Below are 20,298 nucleotides of genomic sequence, written 5' to 3'. Positions count from 1 at the left end.
GCGTGATCATTCGGTGGAGTGTGGAACGTATGAACAGGAGTCGTGCGTTCCTGGTGACATAGCAATCTGCAAACCACGGGGGTGGGCAGAAACGGCGTGCGCTCGGGCATGCCGGGAGAGACGACGAAGGGGCCGCGCACCATGGCTGGACTCGCAGAATCCGGGTCGAACCCTGACGTCGATCTGCTGTACGACATCAACGGCCTCGCCAAGGACGCCCCCGCCTGGTTCGACCGGGCCATGGAGTACGTCGGCGAGTACGGCCTGCTGATCGCCATGGTCCTGCTCGTGGCGGCGTGCTGGTGGTCCGTACGGCGGCGGGGCGGTGAGGACGCGGCGTCCTCGGTGGCCGCGCTCGTCTGGGCGCCGCTGGCGGCCGGTGTCGCCGTGCTGGTGAACGTGCCGATACGAGGGTTCGTGGAGCGGCCCCGGCCCTTCCTCACCCACGAGGGGCTGGACGTCCTGGTCGCCGGCAAGACCGACTACTCGTTCGTGAGCGACCACGCCACGATCACCATGGCGATGGGCGTCGGACTGTTCGTCGCCCACCGGCGGTTCGGGCTGTTCGGCATAGGGCTCGCGCTGTTCGAAGGGTTCTGCCGGATCTACATGGGCGTGCACTACCCGACCGACGTCGTCGGCGGGTTCGCGCTCGGCACGGCCGTCGCGCTGCTGCTGTCCCCCCTCGCCATGGCCCTGCTGACGCCGGTCACCCAGGCGGTCGAGCGGTCGCCGCGCGCGGGGTGGCTGATCCGCGCGCGGGGCCGGTCGGAGGACGGGCGGGACACGGTGATTCCGGGGGCGCGGCGGGAGTCCGCGGAGGAGCGGGACCTCGCCGCGTAGGAGTGCCGTCCACGCCCCTCCGCGGCGGGCCCGCCACCCTCGCCCGGCGCAGGCCGTCCCGGTGCTCACAGCGCCTCGGGGTACGGGTCGCGCCGGGCCTGGGGACGGGTGTCTCACAGCGCCTGCGGATACGTGAAGAAGCGGTCGGGGTCGTACCGCTTCCTGAGCGTGGTCAGGCGGGCCGCGGCGGGCCCGTAGTACGCCGTGCGCCAGTCCTTCAGGGTCGGGTCGGTGTAGTTCTGGTAGGCCGCGCCCGAGGCGTACGGCCTCATCGCCGTGTGGGCCGCGGTCAGCCACGCCTGGGCGGCCGAGCCGCCGGTGCCGGCCCGCCAGGAGGCGATGTACTGGGCCAGCATCCGCGAGCGGCGGTGGACGAACGCGGTCGCCGTCGGGGGGACCCGGTTGACCGCTCCGCCGAGCGCCGTGAACGCGATGCTGCCCGAGCCGCCGCGCACCGACGTCAGTTGCTTGAGCAGCGTCCGGACGCCGGCCGGGGAGAGCGAGCGGTCGAAGAAGTCCGAGCGGGCCGCGTAGGTCTCACGGCCCAGCGCCCCCTGTGGCGAGCGGCCCGGTGTGGAGCCCGGCAGATGGCACTGGGCGTCGGTGGAGAAGGAGGAGCAGCCGGCGTAGATCTCCATGGCCTCCTCGTAGCCGCGGCGGCGGAGCGAGACGCTGCTCGCCGGGGCGCCGACCCGGTCCGCGAGGCGGTCGACCGCGTTCTTCAGTTCGCCGTACGTGCCCAGGGAGAACGCGGCGACGGAGACGGTGGCGCTGCCGCCGGAGGTGCCCGCCAGGTGCAGGGACGACCAGATCTCGTCCGGCTGGGACGGGCCCCACTCCTGCCACGCCCTCATCACCGCGGCCGCCCTCGGCCAGGGCCAGGACAGGTACGCCGTCACGGCCTGGGGGGCCGGATGGGTGCGGAAGCGCAGTTCCGTGACCACGCCGAAGTTGCCGTTGCCCGCGCCGCGCAGGGCCCAGAACAGGTCCTTGTGGTCGGTCGCGTTCGCGGTGAGCTGCTTGCCGTCCGCCGTGATCAGGGTGGCCTGGGTGAGGCTGTCGCAGGTCAGGCCGTACGCCCGGGAGACGACGCCGTGGCCGCCGCCGAGGGTGAGGCCGGAGACGCCGACGGTCGGACAGGAGCCGGCGGGGATCGTCACGCCCTTCGCGGCGAGCGCGCGGTAGACGTCGATCAGCTTGGCGCCCGCGCCGACGACCGCGGTGCCACCGCTCGCCCGCACGCGGTTCAGTTTCGAGACGTCGACGATCAGCCGGCCGTCGCCCGAGGACCAGCCGGCGTAGGAGTGGCCGCCGTTGCGGATCGCCACGCGCAGGGAGTGGGCGCGGGCGTACGCCAGGGCCGTACGGATGTCGTCGGGGTGTGCCACGTAGGCGACCGCGGCGGGTTTCAGGGCGTCGAAGCGGGTGTTGTACAGCTGGCGGGCGGCCGGCCAGTCCGCGTCGCCCGGGCGGACCAGGGGGCCGTCGAGGTCGCGGGCGAGGGCCGGCCAGTCGGCGGCGGCGGTGGCGGTGGTCGCCCTGAGCGGAGGATGAGACGCTGAGGACGACGACGTTCTCGCGGCGGAGCCGCGGTCGGCCTCGCAGGCCGTCGTCAGCGCCGCGAACGCGCCCGCGGTGCCGCCGATGAACGTACGCCGTTCCATGTCCGTGCCTTCCGTCGGGCTCGTGGAACGAGACGGCTGAGGGATGCCATGGGTTCCAGGAAAGGACGCCACGGGTTTGCGCATCGTGAGCGTCACGGGTTCCACGACCGGGCCGGAACACGCCCGCCGGGGCCCTGGGAGTGCCCGGACCGGAACCTCTGTGTGCCCTTCCCGTGAGCGTTCCGTGACCTAACCACACCGCCGTCAGGGGTTCACCCCCCGTTCACTTACGGCCGTAGGCGCCTTCACCTGATCTGCCTAATTTCGGCCTTACGCGGTGCGGGCCGTGCCTCGAGGACGGCTCCGCATCACTCAGACTTCGCGCACGCCGCCGGATTCAGGACGGCGGCTCCTGGAAGGAACTCCCTCAAGTGAAGCTTCAGCGCATGAACCGGCGGGCCCTCACCCTCGGTGCTCTCGCCGTCTCCGGCGCCCTGGCCCTCACGGCGTGCGGCTCCGACGACACCAGCTCCGGTGGGGACAGCAGCGCGTCCTCGACCGCTGCCGCGGGCAACATCAAGTGCGACGACGCCAAGGGGCAGCTCCTCGCCGACGGCTCGTCCGCGCAGAAGAACGCGATCGACGCCTGGGTCAAGCAGTTCACCCAGGCCTGTGGTGTGCAGATCAACTACAAGGGCAGCGGCTCGGGCGCCGGTATCACCGCGTTCACCCAGGGCCAGGTCGCCTTCGCCGGCTCCGACTCCGCGCTGAAGCCCGAAGAGGTCACCGCCTCCAAGGAGATCTGCTCCGGCGGCCAGGCCATCGACCTTCCGATGGTCGGCGGTCCCGTCGCCGTCGGCTTCAACGTCCCGGGTGTGGACAAGCTCGTCCTGGACGCCCCGACGCTCGCCAAGATCTTCAACAACAAGATCACGAACTGGAACGACGAGGCCATCGCGAAGCTGAACCCCGACGCGCAGCTGCCCGACCTCAAGATCCAGGCGTTCCACCGCTCCGAGGACTCCGGTACCACGGACAACTTCACCAAGTACCTGATCGCCTCGGCCAAGAGCGACTGGCCCTACGAGGGCGGCAAGGCGTGGGAGGCCGACGGCGGCCAGTCCGCCTCCGGCTCCTCCGGCATCGCCCAGCAGGTGAAGCAGACCTCGGGCGCGATCGGCTACATGGAGCTGTCGTACGCCAAGGACGGCATCAAGGCGGTCAGCATCGACACCGGCGCCGCCGCCCCGGTCGACGCCACCGTGGACAACGCCACCACCGCCATCGCCGACGCCAAGGTCGTCGGCACCGGCAAGGACCTGGCGCTGGAGCTGAACTACGCGACCAAGGCCGACGGCGCCTACCCGATCACCCTCGTCACCTACGAGATCGTCTGCGACAAGGGCAACAAGGCGGACACCCTGCCCGCCACCAAGGCGTTCCTGCGCTACATCGCCTCCGAGGACGGCCAGAAGGTCCTCGCCGACAACGACTACGCGCCGATCCCCGACGACATCATCGCCAAGGTCCGCACCACCATCGAGGGCCTGAGCTGACCCGAGTGCGGTCCGGTCCGGGAGCTGAACCCCGGACCGGACCGCACCGTCCGGTGCACCGCCGCCAGGGGCCGCCGCTGACCGCGACCGGCTCCACAGGGCCGTACAGCGCGTACGGCTCCGCAGACCGGAGAACCCGATGGACATAACCACGAAGAACATCCCAGCCCCGCCCCCGACCCCACAGCCGACCGTGGCCGAGCAGAAGCGCGCGGCCCGTGGCGCCACCCGACCCGGTGACCGGATCTTCCTCGGTCTCTCCCGCGGCTCGGGCATCCTGCTGCTCGTGATCATGGCCGCGATCGCGGGCTTCCTCGCCTACCGCGCCTCGATCGCGATCAGCGAGGACGACGCCAACTTCCTCACCGCCTTCGAGTGGAACACCGGCCTGATCCCGCCGAAGTTCGGCATCGCCGTGCTGGCGTTCGGCACGGTCGTCTCCTCGATCGTCGCCATGGTCATCGCGGTCCCGATCGCCGTCGCCATCGCGCTGTTCCTCACCCACTACGCCCCGCGCAGGCTGAGCGGTCCGATCGCGTACGTGATCGACCTGCTCGCCGCCGTGCCGTCCATCGTGTACGGCCTGTGGGGCGCGCTGATCCTCGTCCCCAACATGACCGGCCTCTTCAGCTGGCTGGACGAGTACCTCGGCTGGACCGGCATCTTCTCCTGGCAGGGCGGCGCGCCCCGCTCGATGCTGACCGTCGGCATCCTGCTCGCGATCATGATCCTGCCGATCATCACCAACGTGAGCCGTGAGGTCTTCCGCCAGGCTCCGCAGATGATCGAGGAGGCGGCCCTCGCCCTGGGCGCCACGCGCTGGGAGGTCATCCGCATGGCGGTGATCCCCTTCGGCCGCTCCGGTGTGATCTCCGCCTCGATGCTCGGCCTCGGCCGCGCGCTCGGCGAGACGATGGCCGTCGCCACCGTGCTCTCGCCGACCTTCGACATCCAGGCCAGCCTGCTCGACCCGGGCGGCGGCACCTTCGCCCAGAACATCGCCAGCAAGTTCAGTGAGGCCAGCGAGCTGGGCCGGGACGCGCTCATCGCCTCCGGCCTGGTCCTGTTCGTCATCACCCTGCTGGTCAACGGCGCGGCCCGTGCGATCATCGCCCGCCGCAAGGAGTACTCGGGGGCCAACGCATGAGCACCTCAGTCGCCGACAAGCGCCCCAGCACCCTGCGCGGCGCCCGTCTGCCCAAGTGGTCGCCGTACGCGATCGCCGCGGGCTCCCTCGGCCTCGGCGTGGGTATCGGTCTGGCCGCCGGACTGCACAGCCGGATCCAGTGGGGCCTGATCGCCGCGATCCTCTTCATCGCCGGTTCGTACGTCATCGCCTCCCGTGTCGAGGGCAGCCGCCAGGCCAAGGACCGGATGGTGACCTCGCTCGTCTGGGTCGCCTTCCTGCTCGCCGTGGTGCCGCTGGTCTCCCTGGTGTGGACGACCGTCTCGCGCGGTGTGAAGGTCCTCGACGTCTACTTCCTGACCCACTCGATGGGCCTGATCGCCGACACCGAGGTGGGCGGCGGCATCTACCACGCCATCGTCGGCAGCCTCCAGCAGGTCGGCCTGGCCACGCTGATCGCCGCTCCGATCGGGGTGCTCACCGCGATCTACCTGGTCGAGTACGGGCGCGGCAACCTCGCCCGCTCGGTGACGTTCTTCGTGGACGTCATGACGGGCATCCCGTCGATCGTCGCCGGTCTGTTCATCCTCAGCATCATGCTGATGTTCGACATGCAGCCCTTCGGCTTCGCCGGCTCGCTGGCGCTGGCCATCCTGATGATGCCGGTCGTCGTCCGCTCCACCGAGGAGATGCTCAAGCTCGTCCCGAACGAGCTGCGCGAGGCATCCCTGGCGCTCGGCATCCCGAAGTGGCGCACGATCCTGAAGGTGGTCCTGCCCACCTCGCTCGGCGGCATCATCACCGGTGTCATGCTGGCGGTGGCCCGTATCGCGGGCGAGACGGCGCCGGTGCTGCTGCTGGTGTGGGGCAACTCGCTCATCAACACCAACCCCTTCGAGGGTGCGCAGCAGTCCCTTCCGCTGTACATCTACCAGCAGTACGCGAACAGCGCGGGCTCCGGTGCGGCGTACGACCGTGCGTGGGCGGCGGCGCTGACGCTGATCGCGTTCGTGATGATCCTGAACCTGGTGGCCCGCGGGATCGCCCGCTGGAAGGCACCCAAGACCGGTCGCTGACGCGGCCACAGCGACTGATCTGGAAGTGAAGTAGAGACATGGCCAAGCGAATCGACGTAAGCGGGCTCACCGCCTACTACGGATCCCACAAGGCGATCGAGGACATCTCGATGACGGTCGAGCCGCGTTCGGTGACGGCCTTCATCGGCCCGTCCGGCTGCGGCAAGTCGACGTTCCTGCGCACGCTGAACCGGATGCACGAGGTCACCACGGGCGGCCGCGTTGAGGGCAAGGTGCTGCTGGACGACGAGGACCTGTACGGGCACGGGATCGACCCGGTCTCCGTGCGCCGCGAGGTCGGCATGGTGTTCCAGCGCCCGAACCCGTTCCCCACCATGTCGATCTTCGACAACGTGGCGGCCGGGCTGCGCCTGAACGGCAGCTACAAGAAGTCGGAACTGAACGACGTCGTCGAGAAGTCGCTCAAGGGCGCGAACCTCTGGAACGAGGTCAAGGACCGCCTGAACAAGCCGGGTTCCGGTCTGTCGGGTGGTCAGCAGCAGCGTCTGTGCATCGCGCGGGCCATCGCGGTGGAGCCGAACGTCCTGCTCATGGACGAGCCCTGCTCCGCTCTCGACCCGATCTCGACGCTCGCCATCGAGGACCTGATCGGTGAGCTGAAGGAGCGCTTCACGATCGTCATCGTGACGCACAACATGCAGCAGGCCGCCCGGGTCTCGGACCGCACCGCCTTCTTCAACCTGTCGGCGGTCGGACAGCCCGGCAGGCTGATCGAGGTCGACGAGACGGAGCGGATCTTCTCCAACCCGTCGGTCCAGGCCACCGAGGACTACATCTCCGGCCGCTTCGGCTGAGCCGACGGTCCTCCCCCGACCCCTCGCGGTGCTGCATGGCGGTGCCACCGCGAGGACGAAAAGGGCCCGCCCCCGGCTACCGGGGGCGGGCCCGCTTCATGTCCCGGGGGACCGGCCGGGGGCGCGCCCCCGGCTCACGGCCCTCACAGGAACGCGAGGTTCACCAGGCCGAACGCGACGGCCGCCACGGCCGCCGCCGCCGGCATGGTGATGAACCAGCCCAGGATGATGTTCTTGGCGACACCCCAGCGCACGGCGTTCACCCGCTTCGTGGCGCCGACGCCCATGATCGCGGACGTGATGACGTGGGTGGTGGAGATGGGGGCGTGGAAGATGAACGCCGTGGTGAACATGATCGACGCGCCGGTGGTCTCGGCGGCGAAGCCCTGCGGCGGGTCCAGCTCGATGATCTTCCGCCCGAGCGTGCGCATGATGCGCCAGCCGCCCGCGTACGTACCGAGCGAGAGCATGAGCGCGCAGGCGACCTTCACCCAGATCGGGATCGGGTCGCCGGCCTGCTCGACGTCGGCGATGACCAGGGCCATCACCACGATGCCCATCGTCTTCTGGGCGTCCTGGAGTCCGTGGCCGAGGGCCATGCCGGCCGCTGACACGGTCTGGGCTATGCGGAAGCCGCGCTTGGCCTTGTGCGGGTTGGACTTGCGGAACATCCACAGGATCGCGCACATCACCAGGTAACCGGCGACCAGGCCGACGACCGGGGAGATGAACATCGGGATGACGACCTTCTCCAGGACGCCGGACCAGAGAACGTCGATACCGCCCGCGAGCGCCGCGCCCACCATGCCGCCGAACAGCGCGTGCGAGGAGGACGAGGGCAGGCCGAAGTACCAGGTGACCAGGTTCCAGACGATCGCGCCCACCAGGGCGGCGAACAGGATCCACATGCCCCGGTTGCCGTGCGGGGTCTCGATCAGACCCTCGCTGACGGTCTTGGCGACCCCGCTGCCCAGGAACGCGCCGCCGAGGTTCATCACCGCGGCCATCGCGAGCGCCGCACGCGGCGTCAGGGCACGCGTGGACACGGACGTGGCGATGGCGTTGGCCGAGTCGTGGAAGCCGTTGGTATAGGTGAATCCGAGCGCGACACCGATGGTCACGATCAAGGCGAAGGTGTCCATGGAAGGGTCAGGACTCCTTGACCGCGATGGTCTCCACCGTGTTGGCCACGTGCTCGAAGGCGTCGGCGGCCTCTTCGAGGACGTCGACGATCTGCTTGAGCTTCAGCACCTCGATGGCCTCGTACTTGCCGTTGAAGAGCATGGCGAGCAGCTTCCGGTGGATCTGGTCGGCCTGGTTCTCCAGCCGGTTGACCTCGATCCAGTACTCGGTGAGGTTCTCCATCGTGCGGAGGTTCGGCATGGCCTCCGCGGTCAGCTCGGCCGCCCGCGCCAGCACCTCGATCTGCTGCTCGACGCCCTTGGGCAGTTCCTCCACGTTGTAGAGGACGACGAGGTCGACGGCCTCCTCCATGAAGTCCATGATGTCGTCGAGGGAGGACGCGAGGTTGTAGATGTCCTCACGGTCGAACGGCGTGATGAACGAGGAGTTCAGCTGGTGGAAGATCGCGTGCGTGGCATCGTCACCCGCGTGTTCGGCGGCCCGCATACGCTCTGCGATCTCGGCCCGGGCGGAAGCGTCCGCCCCGAGCAGTTCCATGAGGAGCTTGGAGCCCGTGACGATGTTGTCCGCGGACGCGGCGAACATGTCGTAGAAGCTCGTCTCCCTGGGGGTCAGACGAAAGCGCACAAGGGGTCCTCGGGGTGCATCGGTTTCGGTCAGGCTGATGCTAGGCGCAGCATCCGGCCACGGCTAACGGGCCGTCCCCCAGTGTCGCCCATCAGGCAGAGTGTTCGACACGGGGGCCGCCCGCAGGCCCTATACCCAGCAAAGTTCGGTACGATATACCCGGTAGGGGTATATATCTGGAGGACGCGATGACGACCACAGAGGCCGGCGCGCAAGCGCCCTCCGCCGCCGGGGAGCCGGAGACCGTGACGGACCACGACCGCGGTGTGCACGGGTACCACAAGCAGAAGGACGAACACCTCAAGCGGCTGCGCCGCATCGAGGGCCAGATCCGGGGCTTGCAGCGGATGGTCGACGAGGACGTCTACTGCATCGACATACTCACCCAGGTGTCCGCCTCCACCAAGGCGTTGCAGTCCTTCGCCCTGCAACTGCTGGAGGAACACCTGCGGCACTGCGTCGCCGACGCGGCTGTCAAGGGCGGCACCGAGATCGACGCGAAAGTGGCGGAGGCCACGAAGGCGATCGGCCGGCTGCTGCGCACCTGAGCGGCCCAGGGCCGGAAGGGAACGCCCCGGCTCACCCGCCGGAGACGCGTTCCTCGGCCACCCGCAGCACCTCGTCGATGCTCTCCAGGCTGAGCCGGTCCTCGTCGGCGGCCGAAGCCGCGATGATCAGCTCCCCGCACAGCTCTATCTCGGCGAGGGCCACGTGGTCCTGTACTGCCGTACCGCCGACCGGAGCCACGCGCATCACCTCGTCTCTGCCGTCACCGGCTTCCTAGAGTAGGGAGCGCCCCGCACGCCGCGCATGGCACGGACGGGCTAGTTCTTGCGCCCGTCACGCGCCCGCGCCGCGCCCTCACTCCTCGGCGATCCTGCCGGCGTAGATGTCCGCGGCGGCCGGCAGCCGTACGTCCGCGGGCGTCCCGAAGGCGTAGAGCAGGGTCGTCGAGGCGACCGCGACGGTGCCGCCGCTCCGGCCGCCGACGAAGCTGAACCGGTGCCGGACCTTGCGGACGCGCCCCTGTTCGTCGAGGTAGACGTCGAACGGCACCTCGGCCGAGGCGAACCCTTTCGCCGCCGACGCCAGCGGCCCCCGGTTCGCGGCGGACGCGGCCCTGGCCGCCGCCCGGAGATCCGCGACACCCCGGTAGTGCCGCACCGGTGTTCCGGCGACCTGGGTCTCTCCGACGTACGTCGCCGTCCGGGTGCCGCGCAGCACCTCGGCCGCGGCGAGCGGATCGGTGGCGCCGCCGGTGACGAGGTTCCCGTCGGACAGCGTCGCGGTGTCCACCCGCACCCACTTGTCGGCGGGCACGCCGGCGCCCCGGTTCTTCATGAACAGGGCGCCGGGCGCGAGCAGTTCGGTGATCGGCCGGCGGGCACGGGCACCGGCCGGGTCCTGCGGCAGCAGCACCTTCAGCCGCCCCGACCGCCGGCCGAAGTGGTACACGCCCTCGCCGCGGATGGTCACCCGGGTCCCGCCGGTGGCCATCTCCATCGACGTACGGGCCTTCGAACTCCCGGCGTCCACCAGCGTGTCGGCGACCCGGCGCAGCGTGCCGACCGGGTCGGCCGAGCGGGCGTCCTCGGCGGCGGCCCCGCTGCCGGAGCAGCCGGCGGTGGTGACACAGGCCCAGACCATGAGTCCTGCCGTGACGAGCGTTGTGCCGGTGTGTCTCTGCCGCTGCGTCATCGCCTGCCTACCCCCAGCCGGTACGTCCGTCACGGGCCCCCTGTTGTCCCGGTTAACGACGGGTAGCAGGCCTCGTCACGCGCACACCCGCCGTTCACCTCGCCTGGGTAACGTTGTCGGCGTGGCGCAGCAGGACAGGACACCCCCACCTCCCGACCGGACCGCACACCACACGCAGACAGTCGAACAAGGCCGTTTCTGCGCGGCCCGCTGCACCTGCGGCTGGCGTGGCCCGGCGCGCAGAGCGCGCAGCCTGGCCCGCGCGGACGCGGAGGGACACCGGCCCGGCTGAGCCCGGCTGAGCCCGGGTGGCGGCGGGGCGAGGCCGGTGCGTCGCGGTGCGGCGTTCACCCTTCGGCTGTTCGGCTGTTCCGCTACGTCCGTTCGAACACTCGGATAAGGAGCTCGTCGACCAGGGTCCGGTCCCGGTGCTGGGTCAGGCGGTTCCTGGCGGCCGTCGGCGGGAGCCAGAGGATGCGGTCCACCTCGTCGTTGGGGGTGAAGACGCCCTCGACGGCCTCGGCCGCCCAGTAGCGGACCTCCTTGGCACGCCCGTTGGCCACATAGCGGACGGTGGACAGCTCGGTGCCGGGCGCGGCGTCGTAGCCGGTCTCCTCGGCGACCTCGCGGCGGGCACCGACGAGGTGGTCCTCGCCGCGCTTCAGCTTGCCCTTGGGGTGGGACCAGTCGTCGTACTTCGGCCGGTGGACGAGGCAGATCTCCAGCTCCCCGTCGGCCGGTGAGCGGCGCCACAGAACGCAGCCGGCCGCCCGGACGGGAGGTTCCGCGGGGTGGGTCATGTCGTTCACCGCCTTGTGCGCGAAGGATCAGGGCGTGCCGACCGCCTGCTTCTGCCACGACTGCTGGAACGCGAAGCGCGCCGCCTCCACCTCGTGCCGCTGGTCGGCGTGGAGCACCCCGAGCGCGTACGCCGTCGCCGGGGCGATACGGGGGGTACGGGCCGCCTGGGCCGCGGCGGCGGCCGCCTCGGAGGCGTCGCGGTGCCGGTCCAGGGCCTGGCCCGCGGCCAGCAGCCGGACGTCCACGGGCGCGTCCGTGCCGTCGAGGACCTCACGGGCGTAGCGGTGCAGACGCAGCAGCAGGCGGACCTGGTGCCAGGGCGCGTCCTGCGGGTGCGGGGCCGGGTCGGGGGAGAGGCCGTGGATCAGGGCCTCCGCGTTGTAGGGGTGGCCCGCGGTGATGAGGGGCAGGGCGGTGACGGCGTCGGTGAGCCGCTCCCGGGCCGCGGTGGCCAGGGGGTGGAGGCCGGTGGTGGTGGCCGTGGGCGCCAGGGGGACGTCGCTGGCGAGTAAGGCGACGGTGTCGGCGACCGCGTGGAAGCGGGAGGAGCCGAGGGCCTGGAGGGCGGTGCTGTGGGCCCGGGTCCGGGCGAGGGTCAGCTGGCGTTCGAGCAGGGCGCCCGCCTTGGCCGCGCCCACCGTGAGGTTGCCGCGGTCCGGTGCGGGCGCGGCGGCCGGGAGGCCGCCGGGTTCCGCCGTGCCCGTCCGGCCGGCCCCGGCGGCACGGACGCTCACCGCGGAGGCGGCGGCCGGGGAGGCGCCGACCGCCTGGGCCGGGAACACCGCCCCGGACAGCCGGTGCAGCGCCAGCAGCAGCCGTTCCAGGCGGGCCGCGTAGGCGTGCTCCATCGCCAGGGTGCCGGACAGCCAGGCCAGTTCGGGGCGCACGGACTCCGACCAGTCGGCGTCCAGCAGGGGGCGGAAGGTGTGCAGGCTGCCGCTGATCCGGCGGACCGCGCGGCGCAGGGCGCGGGCCGCGTCGACGGGGTCCTCCGGGCCGCCCGCGCCGGTGCCGTTCGACGAGCCGCCGGTCTCCCGGTGCAGCCGCAGGGCGCGGAGGAACTCCGTGGCCTGGGCCCGCAGGTAGTCCGCGAGGGCGTCCCCCGTGGGGGCCCCGCCCGCCCGGCCGGAGCCGGGCGCGGGGGAGGGACCGGCCGGGGGCCCCGTCGGGTCAAGGTGTCGCTGTGCCACGCCGGCGCCTCCGGGCGTCTATGAGCATCTCCTGGACGTTGCGCAGGGGCTGGCCGTCCGCGTCGGTCGCGTGCCGGGTCCACTCGCCGTCCGGGCCGAGGTGCCAGGAGGCGGTCGCGTCGGACATGCCGGTCTCCAGCAGACGGTTCAGGGCGGCGCGGTGGGCCGGGTCGGTGACCCGCACCAGCGCCTCGATACGGCGGTCGAGGTTGCGGTGCATCATGTCCGCGCTGCCGAACCACACCTCGGGCTCGCCCCCGTTGCCGAAGGCGAACACCCGGGAGTGTTCGAGGAAGCGGCCGAGGATCGAGCGGACCCGGATGTTCTCGGACATGCCCGTGACGCCGGGGCGGACCGCGCAGATGCCGCGCACCCAGACGTCGCAGTCCACGCCCGCCTGGGACGCCCGGTACAGGGCGTCGATGATCGCCTCGTCCACCATCGAGTTGACCTTGATGCGGACGAAGGCCGGGCGTCCGGCGCGGTGGTGCTGGACTTCCTTGTTGATCCGCGAGATCAGGCCGTCCCGGAGGGACTTGGGGGCGACGAGGAGGCGCCGGTAGGTCTCGCGGCGGGAGTACCCGGAGAGGCGGTTGAAGAGGTCGGAGAGGTCCGCGCCGACCTGCGGGTCCGCCGTCAGCAGGCCCAGGTCCTCGTACAGCCTCGCGGTCTTGGGGTGGTAGTTGCCGGTGCCGACGTGGCAGTAGCGGCGGAGCGTGTCGCCCTCCTGACGGACCACCAGGGACAGCTTGCAGTGGGTCTTCAGGCCGACCAGGCCGTAGACCACGTGGCAGCCGGCCTCCTCCAGCTTGCGCGCCCACTTGATGTTGGCGTGCTCGTCGAAGCGGGCCTTGATCTCGACCAGGACGAGGACCTGTTTGCCGGCCTCGGCGGCGTCGATGAGCGCGTCGACTATGGGGGAGTCACCCGAGGTGCGGTACAGGGTCTGCTTGATGGCGAGGACGTCGGGGTCGTCGGCCGCCTGCTGAAGGAACGCCTGCACCGACGTGGAGAAGGAGTCGTACGGGTGGTGCAGCAGCACGTCCCGGGTGCGCAGCGCGGCGAATATGTCGGGAGCGGACGCCGACTCCACCTCGGCCAGGTCGCGGTGGACACCGGCGATGAACTTCTTGTACTTCAGCTCGGGCCGGTCGATGGAGGCGATGCGGAAGAGGCCCGTGAGGTCCAGGGGACCCGGCAGCGGGTACACCTCGGCCTCGCTGATCTTCAGCTCACGCACCAGCAGGTCCAGCACCTCGCGGTCGATGGACTCCTCGACCTCCAGGCGCACCGGCGGCCCGAAGCGGCGCCGCATCAGCTCCTTCTCCAGAGCCTGAAGGAGGTTCTCGGCGTCGTCCTCCTCGACCTCCAGGTCCTCGTTGCGGGTGAGGCGGAAGGCGTGGCTCTCCAGCACCTCCATGCCGGGGAACAGCTCTTCCAGGTGGGCGGCGATGACGTCCTCGATGGGGACGTACCGGCCCGGGGAGCTCTCCAGGAAGCGGGACAGCAGGGGCGGCACCTTGACGCGGGCGAAGTGCGTGTGGCCGGTGACGGGGTTGCGCACGCGGACCGCGAGGTTGAGCGAGAGACCCGAGATGTACGGGAAGGGGTGCGCGGGGTCGACCGCCAGCGGGGTCAGCACCGGGAAGATCTGGTGGCGGAAGAGCGTGAAGAGGCGGGCTTGCTCCTTCTCCTGGAGCTCGTTCCAGCGGACTAGGTGGATGCCCTCTTCGGCGAGGGCGGGGGCGACGTCCTCGTGGTAGCAGGCGGCGTGCCGGGCCATCAGCTCGCGGGAGCGGGCCCAGATCATCTCCAGCACCTCGCGGGGCTGGAGGCCGGACGCGGACCGGGTGGCGACACCGGTGGCGATACGCCGCTTGAGACCGGCCACCCGGACCATGAAGAACTCGTCCAGGTTGCTGGCGAAGATCGCCAGGAAGTTGGCGCGCTCCAGCAGCGGGGTGTTCGGGTCCTCGGCGAGTTCGAGGACGCGCTCGTTGAAGGCGAGCCAGCTGCGCTCACGGTCGAGGAAACGACCCTGCGGAAGCTGTGGTCCGTCGTACGGCGACTCCTCGTACGCGTCGAGGTCGGCGTCGATGTCGGGTTCCAGGTCGGAGACGGCCGCCGACACGGTGTGCGGTCGGTGCGCGGCGATGGAACCGACGGAGGGCTGGGCGTGCTGGACCTGTGCCTGGGCGTTTGGCTGGCTCATGGACCCATTCTTCCGCGCATCGAGCGATACAGGCACGTCGGACAGCGCGGGCCGCAGCGCGGCGGTCACGCGGTGGTCCCCGTTCCCCGTGTTTCCCTCGGGGGGCGGCGAAGGCTCTGGCACGGCGGGCTTCATTCGCTGAGCGTCGCAAGCCTGTCTGAACCGATGGTTACGGCGACATGGCGTGCGGGATATCGGGGGGCGGCCCCGGGGGGCCGCGGCGACCGGTGTGCGCCGCCACGGCACGTCTCCTCCGGCGGGGGACGTACGGGCCCTGGGCCGAGGGCGGGCGGGACGGGCGGTTCGGCAGGCAGCCGGAAGGACGCGTGTGGCGGGGGAGGCGTGGCGGGGAGGCGTGGCGGGAGGAGGCGTCGCGGGCGCAACGGTAGCCGGAAGAAGCGTCGCGGAAGGAGCCGGCGAGGCCGGGAGGGGCTCGTCCGGAAGTGCCGGTCGAGTGCGGCGCCGAGCAGCGCGGACACGCGTTCGCGGCGCGGCCCGGGATCGGCCCGGCGGATCGGCGGATCGGCGGCCCGGCGGATCGGCGGCTCGGCGGCTCGGCGGATCGGCGGATCGGCGGCTCGGCGGCTCGGCCCAGGCTTCCGGACTGGCCTTCCGGTCCGGCTTCCGGGAGTGGCCTTTCCGGCCGGGCTTCCGGGAGTGGCCTTCCGGTCCGGCTTCCCGGACCGGCCTTCCGGACTGGCCTTCCGGCCCCGGCTTCCCGGGCCGGCTTCCCGGATCGGACGGGCTCGCGGTCCCTGGCCGCCCTCCCGGGTCCGGTTCCCCGCTCATCGGGGCCGGTGGCCGGGGTCCGCCGGACGAGGGTGCCGAGGTCACGGCGTGGCGGAAGGGGCGCCGGGAGAATCAAGCCGAGGTCGTCGGCCACGGTGTGAACCGATCGGGCCGGTCCGTCCGATGAGGAGACGTGAGCGAAACGAGAAGCGACGGGGAGCTGCTGCGGGCCATCGCGGCGGACGCCGACCGGCGCGCCTTCGAGGAGCTGTACCGGCGGTTCGCGCCGTGGCTCACCGCACGCCTGCGCGGCCGGTGCGCCGACCCCGGGCTCGTGGACGACGTCGTACAGGAGACGTTCCTGGCGGTGTGGCGGGGCAACGCCCGCTACCACCAGGAAGGGGACGTGGCCGGGTGGCTGTGGCGCATCGGGTCGCGGCGGCTGGTCGACGCGCTGCGCGGCGACGGGGCGCGGGGCCGGCTGCGGCAGGCGCTGGCGCGGCTGCGGCACCGGGACGAGGCGTCCGCGGAGGAACGCGTGCTGGCGGGGGTGGAGCACGGGGATCTCGCCGGCGCCCTCGTCCGGCTCTCGCCGGAACTGCGGGCGGTTCTCCAGGCGACGGTCATCGACGGGCTGACCACCCGCGAGGCGGCCGTCCTGCTCGGGATACCGCCGGGCACGGTCAAGACGCGGGCGATGCGGGCCCGCAAGCAACTGCGGGAGGCGCTGGCATGAGGACGGATGGACGACGGTGGGAGGTGTCGGCATGACCTGGCATGTGTCCGAGGAGGATCTACGGGCCTACGCGCGGGGCGAGCTGGCGCCGCCCGTGCTCTGGTCCGCCGACGCCCACGTCACCGCCTGCGCGCGGTGCCGGGCCGCGCTCGCCGAGGCCGCCGACCCGGTCGCCCTGGACGCCGGATGGGAGCGCCTGGACGCCGAACTCGACGCGCCCCGGCCCGGACCGTCGGAGAGGCTGCTGGTGCGGATCGGGGTCCCCGACCACATCGCGCGGCTCCTCGCGGCCACGCCGGTGCTTCGCGGCTCCTGGCTCGGCGCGGTGGCCGCCGTGCTGATCATGACCGTCTGCGTGAGCAACGCCGTGCGGACGTCCGACACGCCCACGCTCTTCCTGGCCCTCGCGCCGCTGCTGCCGCTCGCCGGGGTCGCGCTCTCCTACGGGCCCGCGCTGGACCCGACGTACGAGATGGCCGTCGTGGCCCCGCTGGACGGGTTCCGGCTGCTGATGATCCGTACCGTCGCCGTACTGGCCGTCGCGCTCGGACTCAACGGCCTGGCCACCCTCGCGCTGCCCGGGTACGGGTTGCGCGCCCTGGCCTGGCTGCTGCCCGCGCTCGCCCTCACCTCGACCGGGCTGGCGCTGGCCCCCCGGCTGGGCCCGGTGCAGGCACCCTCGCTGGTCGGCGGGGCGTGGATCACGCTGCTGCTGGTCGCGCGCGTGGCCGGGGCGGGCGGTGAGGGGGCGCTGGTGCCGTTCACCGCGCTCGGGCAGGCGGTGGCCGCGGCGGTGGCCGTGCTCGCGGCCGGGCTGCTGGTCGCCGGGCGGGACCGGTTCGACCGCCTTCAGGGCGGAGCCGTATGACCCCGGGCGCGCGCACCTTCGACCGCTTCCCCGATCCGTTCTCCGCGGTCTCCGCCGCGCTCTTCACCGACGTGTCCCACGACCGGTTCCGCGGCTTGTTCCGCGGCTTCCTCCACGGGAGTGCCGTATGACCCCCACTGTCTCCGCCTCCGGGCTCAGCCTCCGCTACGGCGGTACGCGCGCCCTCGACGACGTGTCGCTGCGGCTCGCCCCGGGTGTCACCGGGCTGCTCGGCCCCAACGGGGCCGGGAAGACCACCCTGCTGCGGGTGCTGGCCACGGCCGTGCCCGCCGACCGGGGCGCCTTCATGGTGCTCGGCCACGATCCGGGCACCGCGCGCGGCCGGCAGGAGGTGCGCCGCTCGCTCGGCTACCTGCCGCAGACCCCCGGCTTCCACCCGGACTTCACCACCTTCGAGTTCGTCGACTACGTGGCGATCCTCAAGGAGCTGACCGACCGCACGGCCCGGCACCGGGAGGTGCGGCGGGTGCTGGACGAGGTCGACCTGGCCGACGTACGCGGCAAGCGCATCAAGAAGCTGTCCGGCGGGATGCGGCAGCGGGTCGCGCTGGCCGCCGCGCTCATCGGCGACCCGGGGTTCCTCGTCCTCGACGAGCCGACCGTCGGCCTGGACCCCGAACAGCGGATGCGCTTCCGGGAGTTGATCGCCAAGGCGGGGGAAGGACGGACGGTGCTGCTGTCCACCCACCAGACCGAGGACGTGGCGATGCTCTGCCACCGCGTCCTGGTGATGGCCGCCGGCCGGGTCCGCTTCGACGGCACCCCGGCCGAACTGACCGCGCGGGCGGCCGGCCGGGTGTGGAGCAGCGCCGAGCGGGCCCCGGACGCGAAGGCGGGCTGGCGCACCGGCACCGGCTCCTTCCGCAACGTCGGCGATCCGCCGCCCGGCGCCCAGCTCCTCGAACCCACCCTGGAGGACGGCTACCTGCTCACCCTCGACGGCCAGGGCGCCCATGAGGTGACGGCGGCATGAACGCGGTCATGGAAGCGGCGCCGCCCGTGACGCGGACCGAGCCGGGCAGGCCCTGGCGGGCCGTCGTGGCCCTCGCCCTCTTCGAGGCACGCAGACTGCTGACACGGATCCCGGTCCTGTTCGCCCTCGTCGTCCACGTCGGCTGGACCGGATGGCGGACCCGGACCTCCTGGGACGGCTACCCGGCCCTCCAGGACGCCGACCGCGCCACCCAGGACGCACCGATGCTCGTCGGCCTCGCGGTCCTGCTGTGCGTCAACCAGGCGGTGCTGCGCGCGAAGCGCCGGGACACGGAACGGCACTTCGCCGTCCTGCTGGTGCAGCCGTGGCGCCGGACCGCCGCGCACGCGCTGTCCGTCGTACCGGTGGCCGGGGTGGTCGCGCTGTGCGTGGCCGGACAGTTCACCTGGGAGGCGCTCAAGCCCGGGGCGGTCGGGCACGGCTCGCCCGGCGAACTGCTCGTCGGTCCGCTCACGGTGCTGCTGTTCGGCGCGGTCGGGGTCCTGCTGGCCCGGCTGGTCCCGTCGGTGGTCGCGGCGCCGCTGCTGGTGGTCTTCTTCCTCCTCACGTTCGTCGTCGGCATCGCTCCCGGCGGCGACGAGCGGGACGGGACGCGCTGGCTGTTCCCGGTGGTCGCCGAGTCCACCGCCAACACCCTCCCCTCCGACCTGCTGGGCCGCCCCGCCGCCTGGCACGCCCTGTACCTGGCCGGGCTCGCCGTGACGGTCGCCCTGCTCGCGGTGCTGGCCGGCGGTGGCCGGTCCTGGACGCTGCGGGCGGCCTGCGTGGGCGCGCTCGCGGTGACCGTGCTGGGCGCGTCCGCCCAGACGAACGGTGTCCCGGCCGCCACGGCCGCCGCCCGGGAACGGGTCTCCGTCTCACCCGAGAAGGAGCAGACCTGCGTCGAGCGGGCCGGCTCGACGTACTGCGCGTTCCCCGAGTGGGTCCCGCGGGCCGGTACCTGGGCGGCGACCGTGGACCGGGTCAGGTCCCTCGCGGGCGGCACCGCGCGCGGGCAGAAGCTGTCCGTGCGGCAGCGGATCGAGGCCCGCCACGGCATGTCCGCCGACAGCGCGCTCGCACCGTCCGCCACCCCGCACCAGGTGACCGTGGGCACGGCCTGGGGCGGCAACCGTGTCCCCGAGTTCTCGGTCGCCGTCGCCGGGGTGCTGGTCGCCGGCAGTGAGAAGGCGGCCACCGGCGGGCTGTGCGACGGCCGGATGGTCACCCTCATGTGGCTCGCCCTGGCCGGCGGGGACGACCCCCTGACCGACCTGTCCCGCGTTCGCCTCGACGACAGCACGCGGGGCGCCGCGGTCGTCCTCTCGCCGACCGAACCGCTGTACATGACGGCCGGACAGACCGGCGTCGTGACCCAGCTGTTCGGCCGGCCGCTGAAGGAGGTCTCCGCGCGCGTGCAGGCGCACTGGGCGGAGCTGACCGCCCCGAAGGTCACCACCGCCCGGGTGGCGGACCTGCTGGGCGTGACGGCGCCGAAGGGCGCGGACACATGCGAGTGAGCGTGACGGTACGGGCGTTGCCGGCCCCCCTGTGGCGGACCCTGCCGTGGCGTGGGCTGGGCGCGGCCGGCGCGGTGGGGCTGCTGTCGGCCGGTCTGTCCCGCCTGCTCGGCGAGAAGGCCGTCACCGACTGGGTGGCCCTCAACCTGCTGCGGGCCGCGGCCCTCGCGTTCGCCATGGGCCTGGCGTTCCTCCTGGACGACCCGGCCCGGCACACGACGACACCGGTGCCCGTACGGCGGCCGGTCCGTCAGCTGCTGCGGGTGGCGCTGGTGACACCGCTCGCCGCGCTGTACTGGACGGCCGCGCTGTTGCTCGTGCCCCCGTCGGTCCGGCCCCCGGTGGGCGCGGTCACGCTGGAGGCGGCGGCCACGTTCGCGCTGGCGTTGGCCGTGTCGGCGGCGGCGGTGCGCCTGAGGGAGGAACCCCGGCCCGGGGCCTCGGTGGTGGCGGTCCTGCTCACGGCGGCGGTGCTGGCTCCCCTGTTCCTGCCGGACCGCTGGACCCTGTTCGTCGCGGCGTCCGACGAGGGGTGGGCGGCCGCGCACGAGCGGTGGGCGCTGCTGCTGGTGGCGGCGGCGGTGGTGTGGGGGATCTGCGGGATGGAGCCGGTACGCCGAGGGCGGCGGGTGCCGGGCCGGAGACCGCCGGCCACCTGACCGCCCCGGGGGCTCCGGAGAGGTGACTGTTCCGGCCCGCCGGGCCGGGGGCGGGCGGGCAGCGGCCGGGGGTCCGCGGGCGGCGCCCCGGGGACGTGCGC

At 72.2% G+C, this 20,298-nt stretch carries 20 protein-coding genes; 12 read left to right on the top strand and 8 right to left on the bottom strand.

Annotated features, from left to right (window positions below):
- Positions 1-141: 141 nt before the first annotated feature.
- On the top strand, positions 142-843 hold the full coding sequence (locus QQS16_RS20465; RefSeq protein WP_286063285.1) for a phosphatase PAP2 family protein: 702 nt from the start codon (positions 142-144) through the stop codon (positions 841-843).
- 113 nt (positions 844-956) lie between these two features.
- Here QQS16_RS20465 and QQS16_RS20460 read toward each other — a convergent pair whose 3' ends face one another.
- The gene (locus QQS16_RS20460; RefSeq protein ID WP_286063284.1) at positions 957-2,507 is read right to left on the bottom strand and encodes an FAD-binding oxidoreductase; all 1,551 of its coding nucleotides are present in this window, start codon (positions 2,505-2,507) and stop codon (positions 957-959) included.
- 371 nt (positions 2,508-2,878) lie between these two features.
- Here QQS16_RS20460 and pstS point away from each other — a divergent pair, with 371 nt between their 5' ends.
- From pstS to pstB, 4 genes are all read left to right on the top strand, one after another.
- Positions 2,879-4,003 (top strand): phosphate ABC transporter substrate-binding protein PstS, encoded by a 1,125-nt coding sequence (pstS, locus tag QQS16_RS20455; protein ID WP_286063283.1) that lies wholly within the window; start codon positions 2,879-2,881, stop codon positions 4,001-4,003.
- A gap of 139 nt (positions 4,004-4,142) precedes the next feature.
- Positions 4,143-5,150, top strand: coding sequence for a phosphate ABC transporter permease subunit PstC (gene pstC, locus QQS16_RS20450; protein WP_286063282.1), 1,008 nt, complete (start codon positions 4,143-4,145; stop codon positions 5,148-5,150).
- On the top strand, positions 5,147-6,205 hold the full coding sequence (pstA, locus tag QQS16_RS20445) for a phosphate ABC transporter permease PstA (RefSeq protein WP_286063281.1): 1,059 nt from the start codon (positions 5,147-5,149) through the stop codon (positions 6,203-6,205). Before pstC ends, pstA begins: the two co-directional genes overlap by 4 nt.
- A 38-nt stretch (positions 6,206-6,243) precedes the next feature.
- A complete protein-coding gene (pstB, locus tag QQS16_RS20440; protein ID WP_286063280.1) occupies positions 6,244-7,020 on the top strand; it encodes a phosphate ABC transporter ATP-binding protein PstB in 777 nt (258 codons plus the stop codon).
- A 143-nt stretch (positions 7,021-7,163) separates the two neighbouring features.
- Here the strand turns inward: pstB and QQS16_RS20435 are convergent, their stop codons facing one another.
- Positions 7,164-8,162, bottom strand: coding sequence for an inorganic phosphate transporter (locus QQS16_RS20435; RefSeq protein ID WP_286063279.1), 999 nt, complete (start codon positions 8,160-8,162; stop codon positions 7,164-7,166).
- Positions 8,163-8,169: 7 nt separating this feature from the next.
- A complete protein-coding gene (locus QQS16_RS20430; protein ID WP_053849764.1) occupies positions 8,170-8,790 on the bottom strand; it encodes a DUF47 domain-containing protein in 621 nt (206 codons plus the stop codon).
- A gap of 188 nt (positions 8,791-8,978) precedes the next feature.
- Between QQS16_RS20430 and QQS16_RS20425 the strand changes: the two genes are divergently transcribed.
- The gene (locus QQS16_RS20425; RefSeq protein ID WP_286063278.1) at positions 8,979-9,338 is read left to right on the top strand and encodes a metal-sensitive transcriptional regulator; all 360 of its coding nucleotides are present in this window, start codon (positions 8,979-8,981) and stop codon (positions 9,336-9,338) included.
- A 31-nt stretch (positions 9,339-9,369) separates the two neighbouring features.
- Here QQS16_RS20425 and QQS16_RS20420 read toward each other — a convergent pair whose 3' ends face one another.
- The 5 genes from QQS16_RS20420 to QQS16_RS20400 all read right to left on the bottom strand — a co-directional run bounded on the left by QQS16_RS20420 (position 9,370) and on the right by QQS16_RS20400 (position 14,826).
- A complete protein-coding gene (locus QQS16_RS20420) occupies positions 9,370-9,543 on the bottom strand; it encodes a hypothetical protein (RefSeq protein ID WP_286063277.1) in 174 nt (57 codons plus the stop codon).
- Between the two features lie 108 nt (positions 9,544-9,651).
- Positions 9,652-10,488: an SCO4651 family lipoprotein gene (locus QQS16_RS20415; RefSeq protein ID WP_286063276.1), complete on the bottom strand. Its 837-nt coding sequence runs from the start codon at positions 10,486-10,488 to the stop codon at positions 9,652-9,654.
- Between the two features lie 374 nt (positions 10,489-10,862).
- Positions 10,863-11,288 (bottom strand): NUDIX hydrolase, encoded by a 426-nt coding sequence (locus tag QQS16_RS20410; protein ID WP_286063275.1) that lies wholly within the window; start codon positions 11,286-11,288, stop codon positions 10,863-10,865.
- A gap of 27 nt (positions 11,289-11,315) precedes the next feature.
- The gene (locus QQS16_RS20405; protein WP_286063274.1) at positions 11,316-12,479 is read right to left on the bottom strand and encodes a CHAD domain-containing protein; all 1,164 of its coding nucleotides are present in this window, start codon (positions 12,477-12,479) and stop codon (positions 11,316-11,318) included.
- On the bottom strand, positions 12,460-14,826 hold the full coding sequence (locus QQS16_RS20400; RefSeq protein WP_502963815.1) for an RNA degradosome polyphosphate kinase: 2,367 nt from the start codon (positions 14,824-14,826) through the stop codon (positions 12,460-12,462). The genes QQS16_RS20405 and QQS16_RS20400 overlap by 20 nt, the downstream gene beginning before the upstream one ends.
- Positions 14,827-15,613: 787 nt before the next feature.
- Between QQS16_RS20400 and QQS16_RS20395 the strand changes: the two genes are divergently transcribed.
- From QQS16_RS20395 to QQS16_RS20370, 6 genes are read left to right on the top strand one after another with little or no spacing between them, the layout of a single operon-like run.
- Positions 15,614-16,156: an RNA polymerase sigma factor gene (locus QQS16_RS20395; protein WP_286063272.1), complete on the top strand. Its 543-nt coding sequence runs from the start codon at positions 15,614-15,616 to the stop codon at positions 16,154-16,156.
- A 31-nt stretch (positions 16,157-16,187) separates the two neighbouring features.
- Entirely contained in the window at positions 16,188-17,024 is an 837-nt protein-coding gene (locus QQS16_RS20390; protein ID WP_286063271.1) for a zf-HC2 domain-containing protein, read from the top strand.
- Complete coding sequence (locus QQS16_RS20385) at positions 17,021-17,155, top strand: hypothetical protein (protein WP_286063270.1); 135 nt, start codon at positions 17,021-17,023, stop codon at positions 17,153-17,155. Before QQS16_RS20390 ends, QQS16_RS20385 begins: the two co-directional genes overlap by 4 nt.
- On the top strand, positions 17,152-18,018 hold the full coding sequence (locus QQS16_RS20380; protein ID WP_286063269.1) for an ABC transporter ATP-binding protein: 867 nt from the start codon (positions 17,152-17,154) through the stop codon (positions 18,016-18,018). The genes QQS16_RS20385 and QQS16_RS20380 overlap by 4 nt, the downstream gene beginning before the upstream one ends.
- Positions 18,015-19,538 (top strand): ABC transporter permease, encoded by a 1,524-nt coding sequence (locus QQS16_RS20375; RefSeq protein WP_286063268.1) that lies wholly within the window; start codon positions 18,015-18,017, stop codon positions 19,536-19,538. The genes QQS16_RS20380 and QQS16_RS20375 overlap by 4 nt, the downstream gene beginning before the upstream one ends.
- Entirely contained in the window at positions 19,529-20,197 is a 669-nt protein-coding gene (locus QQS16_RS20370; protein WP_286063267.1) for an ABC transporter, read from the top strand. Before QQS16_RS20375 ends, QQS16_RS20370 begins: the two co-directional genes overlap by 10 nt.
- Positions 20,198-20,298 lie beyond the last annotated feature (101 nt).

The organism is Streptomyces sp. ALI-76-A (assembly GCF_030287445.1).
Lineage (GTDB): Bacteria > Actinomycetota > Actinomycetes > Streptomycetales > Streptomycetaceae > Streptomyces.
The sequence above is the reverse complement of the archived record's forward strand: the minus strand, read 5'-3'. Positions and strand labels throughout refer to the sequence as shown.

Excerpts from the sequence above, each read along its gene's own strand:
- QQS16_RS20465 (WP_286063285.1), top strand. The coding sequence starts at position 142 with ATGGCTGGACTCGCAGAATCCGGGTCGAACCCTGACGTCGATCTGCTG.
- QQS16_RS20460 (WP_286063284.1), bottom strand. The coding sequence starts at position 2,507 with ATGGAACGGCGTACGTTCATCGGCGGCACCGCGGGCGCGTTCGCGGCG.
- pstC (WP_286063282.1), top strand. The coding sequence starts at position 4,143 with ATGGACATAACCACGAAGAACATCCCAGCCCCGCCCCCGACCCCACAG.
- pstA (WP_286063281.1), top strand. The coding sequence starts at position 5,147 with ATGAGCACCTCAGTCGCCGACAAGCGCCCCAGCACCCTGCGCGGCGCC.
- pstB (WP_286063280.1), top strand. The coding sequence starts at position 6,244 with ATGGCCAAGCGAATCGACGTAAGCGGGCTCACCGCCTACTACGGATCC.
- QQS16_RS20435 (WP_286063279.1), bottom strand. The coding sequence starts at position 8,162 with ATGGACACCTTCGCCTTGATCGTGACCATCGGTGTCGCGCTCGGATTC.
- QQS16_RS20425 (WP_286063278.1), top strand. The coding sequence starts at position 8,979 with ATGACGACCACAGAGGCCGGCGCGCAAGCGCCCTCCGCCGCCGGGGAG.
- QQS16_RS20420 (WP_286063277.1), bottom strand. The coding sequence starts at position 9,543 with ATGCGCGTGGCTCCGGTCGGCGGTACGGCAGTACAGGACCACGTGGCC.
- QQS16_RS20415 (WP_286063276.1), bottom strand. The coding sequence starts at position 10,488 with ATGACGCAGCGGCAGAGACACACCGGCACAACGCTCGTCACGGCAGGA.
- QQS16_RS20410 (WP_286063275.1), bottom strand. The coding sequence starts at position 11,288 with ATGACCCACCCCGCGGAACCTCCCGTCCGGGCGGCCGGCTGCGTTCTG.
- QQS16_RS20400 (WP_502963815.1), bottom strand. The coding sequence starts at position 14,826 with ATGAAGCCCGCCGTGCCAGAGCCTTCGCCGCCCCCCGAGGGAAACACG.
- QQS16_RS20390 (WP_286063271.1), top strand. The coding sequence starts at position 16,188 with ATGACCTGGCATGTGTCCGAGGAGGATCTACGGGCCTACGCGCGGGGC.
- QQS16_RS20385 (WP_286063270.1), top strand. The coding sequence starts at position 17,021 with ATGACCCCGGGCGCGCGCACCTTCGACCGCTTCCCCGATCCGTTCTCC.
- QQS16_RS20380 (WP_286063269.1), top strand. The coding sequence starts at position 17,152 with ATGACCCCCACTGTCTCCGCCTCCGGGCTCAGCCTCCGCTACGGCGGT.
- QQS16_RS20375 (WP_286063268.1), top strand. The coding sequence starts at position 18,015 with ATGAACGCGGTCATGGAAGCGGCGCCGCCCGTGACGCGGACCGAGCCG.
- QQS16_RS20370 (WP_286063267.1), top strand. The coding sequence starts at position 19,529 with ATGCGAGTGAGCGTGACGGTACGGGCGTTGCCGGCCCCCCTGTGGCGG.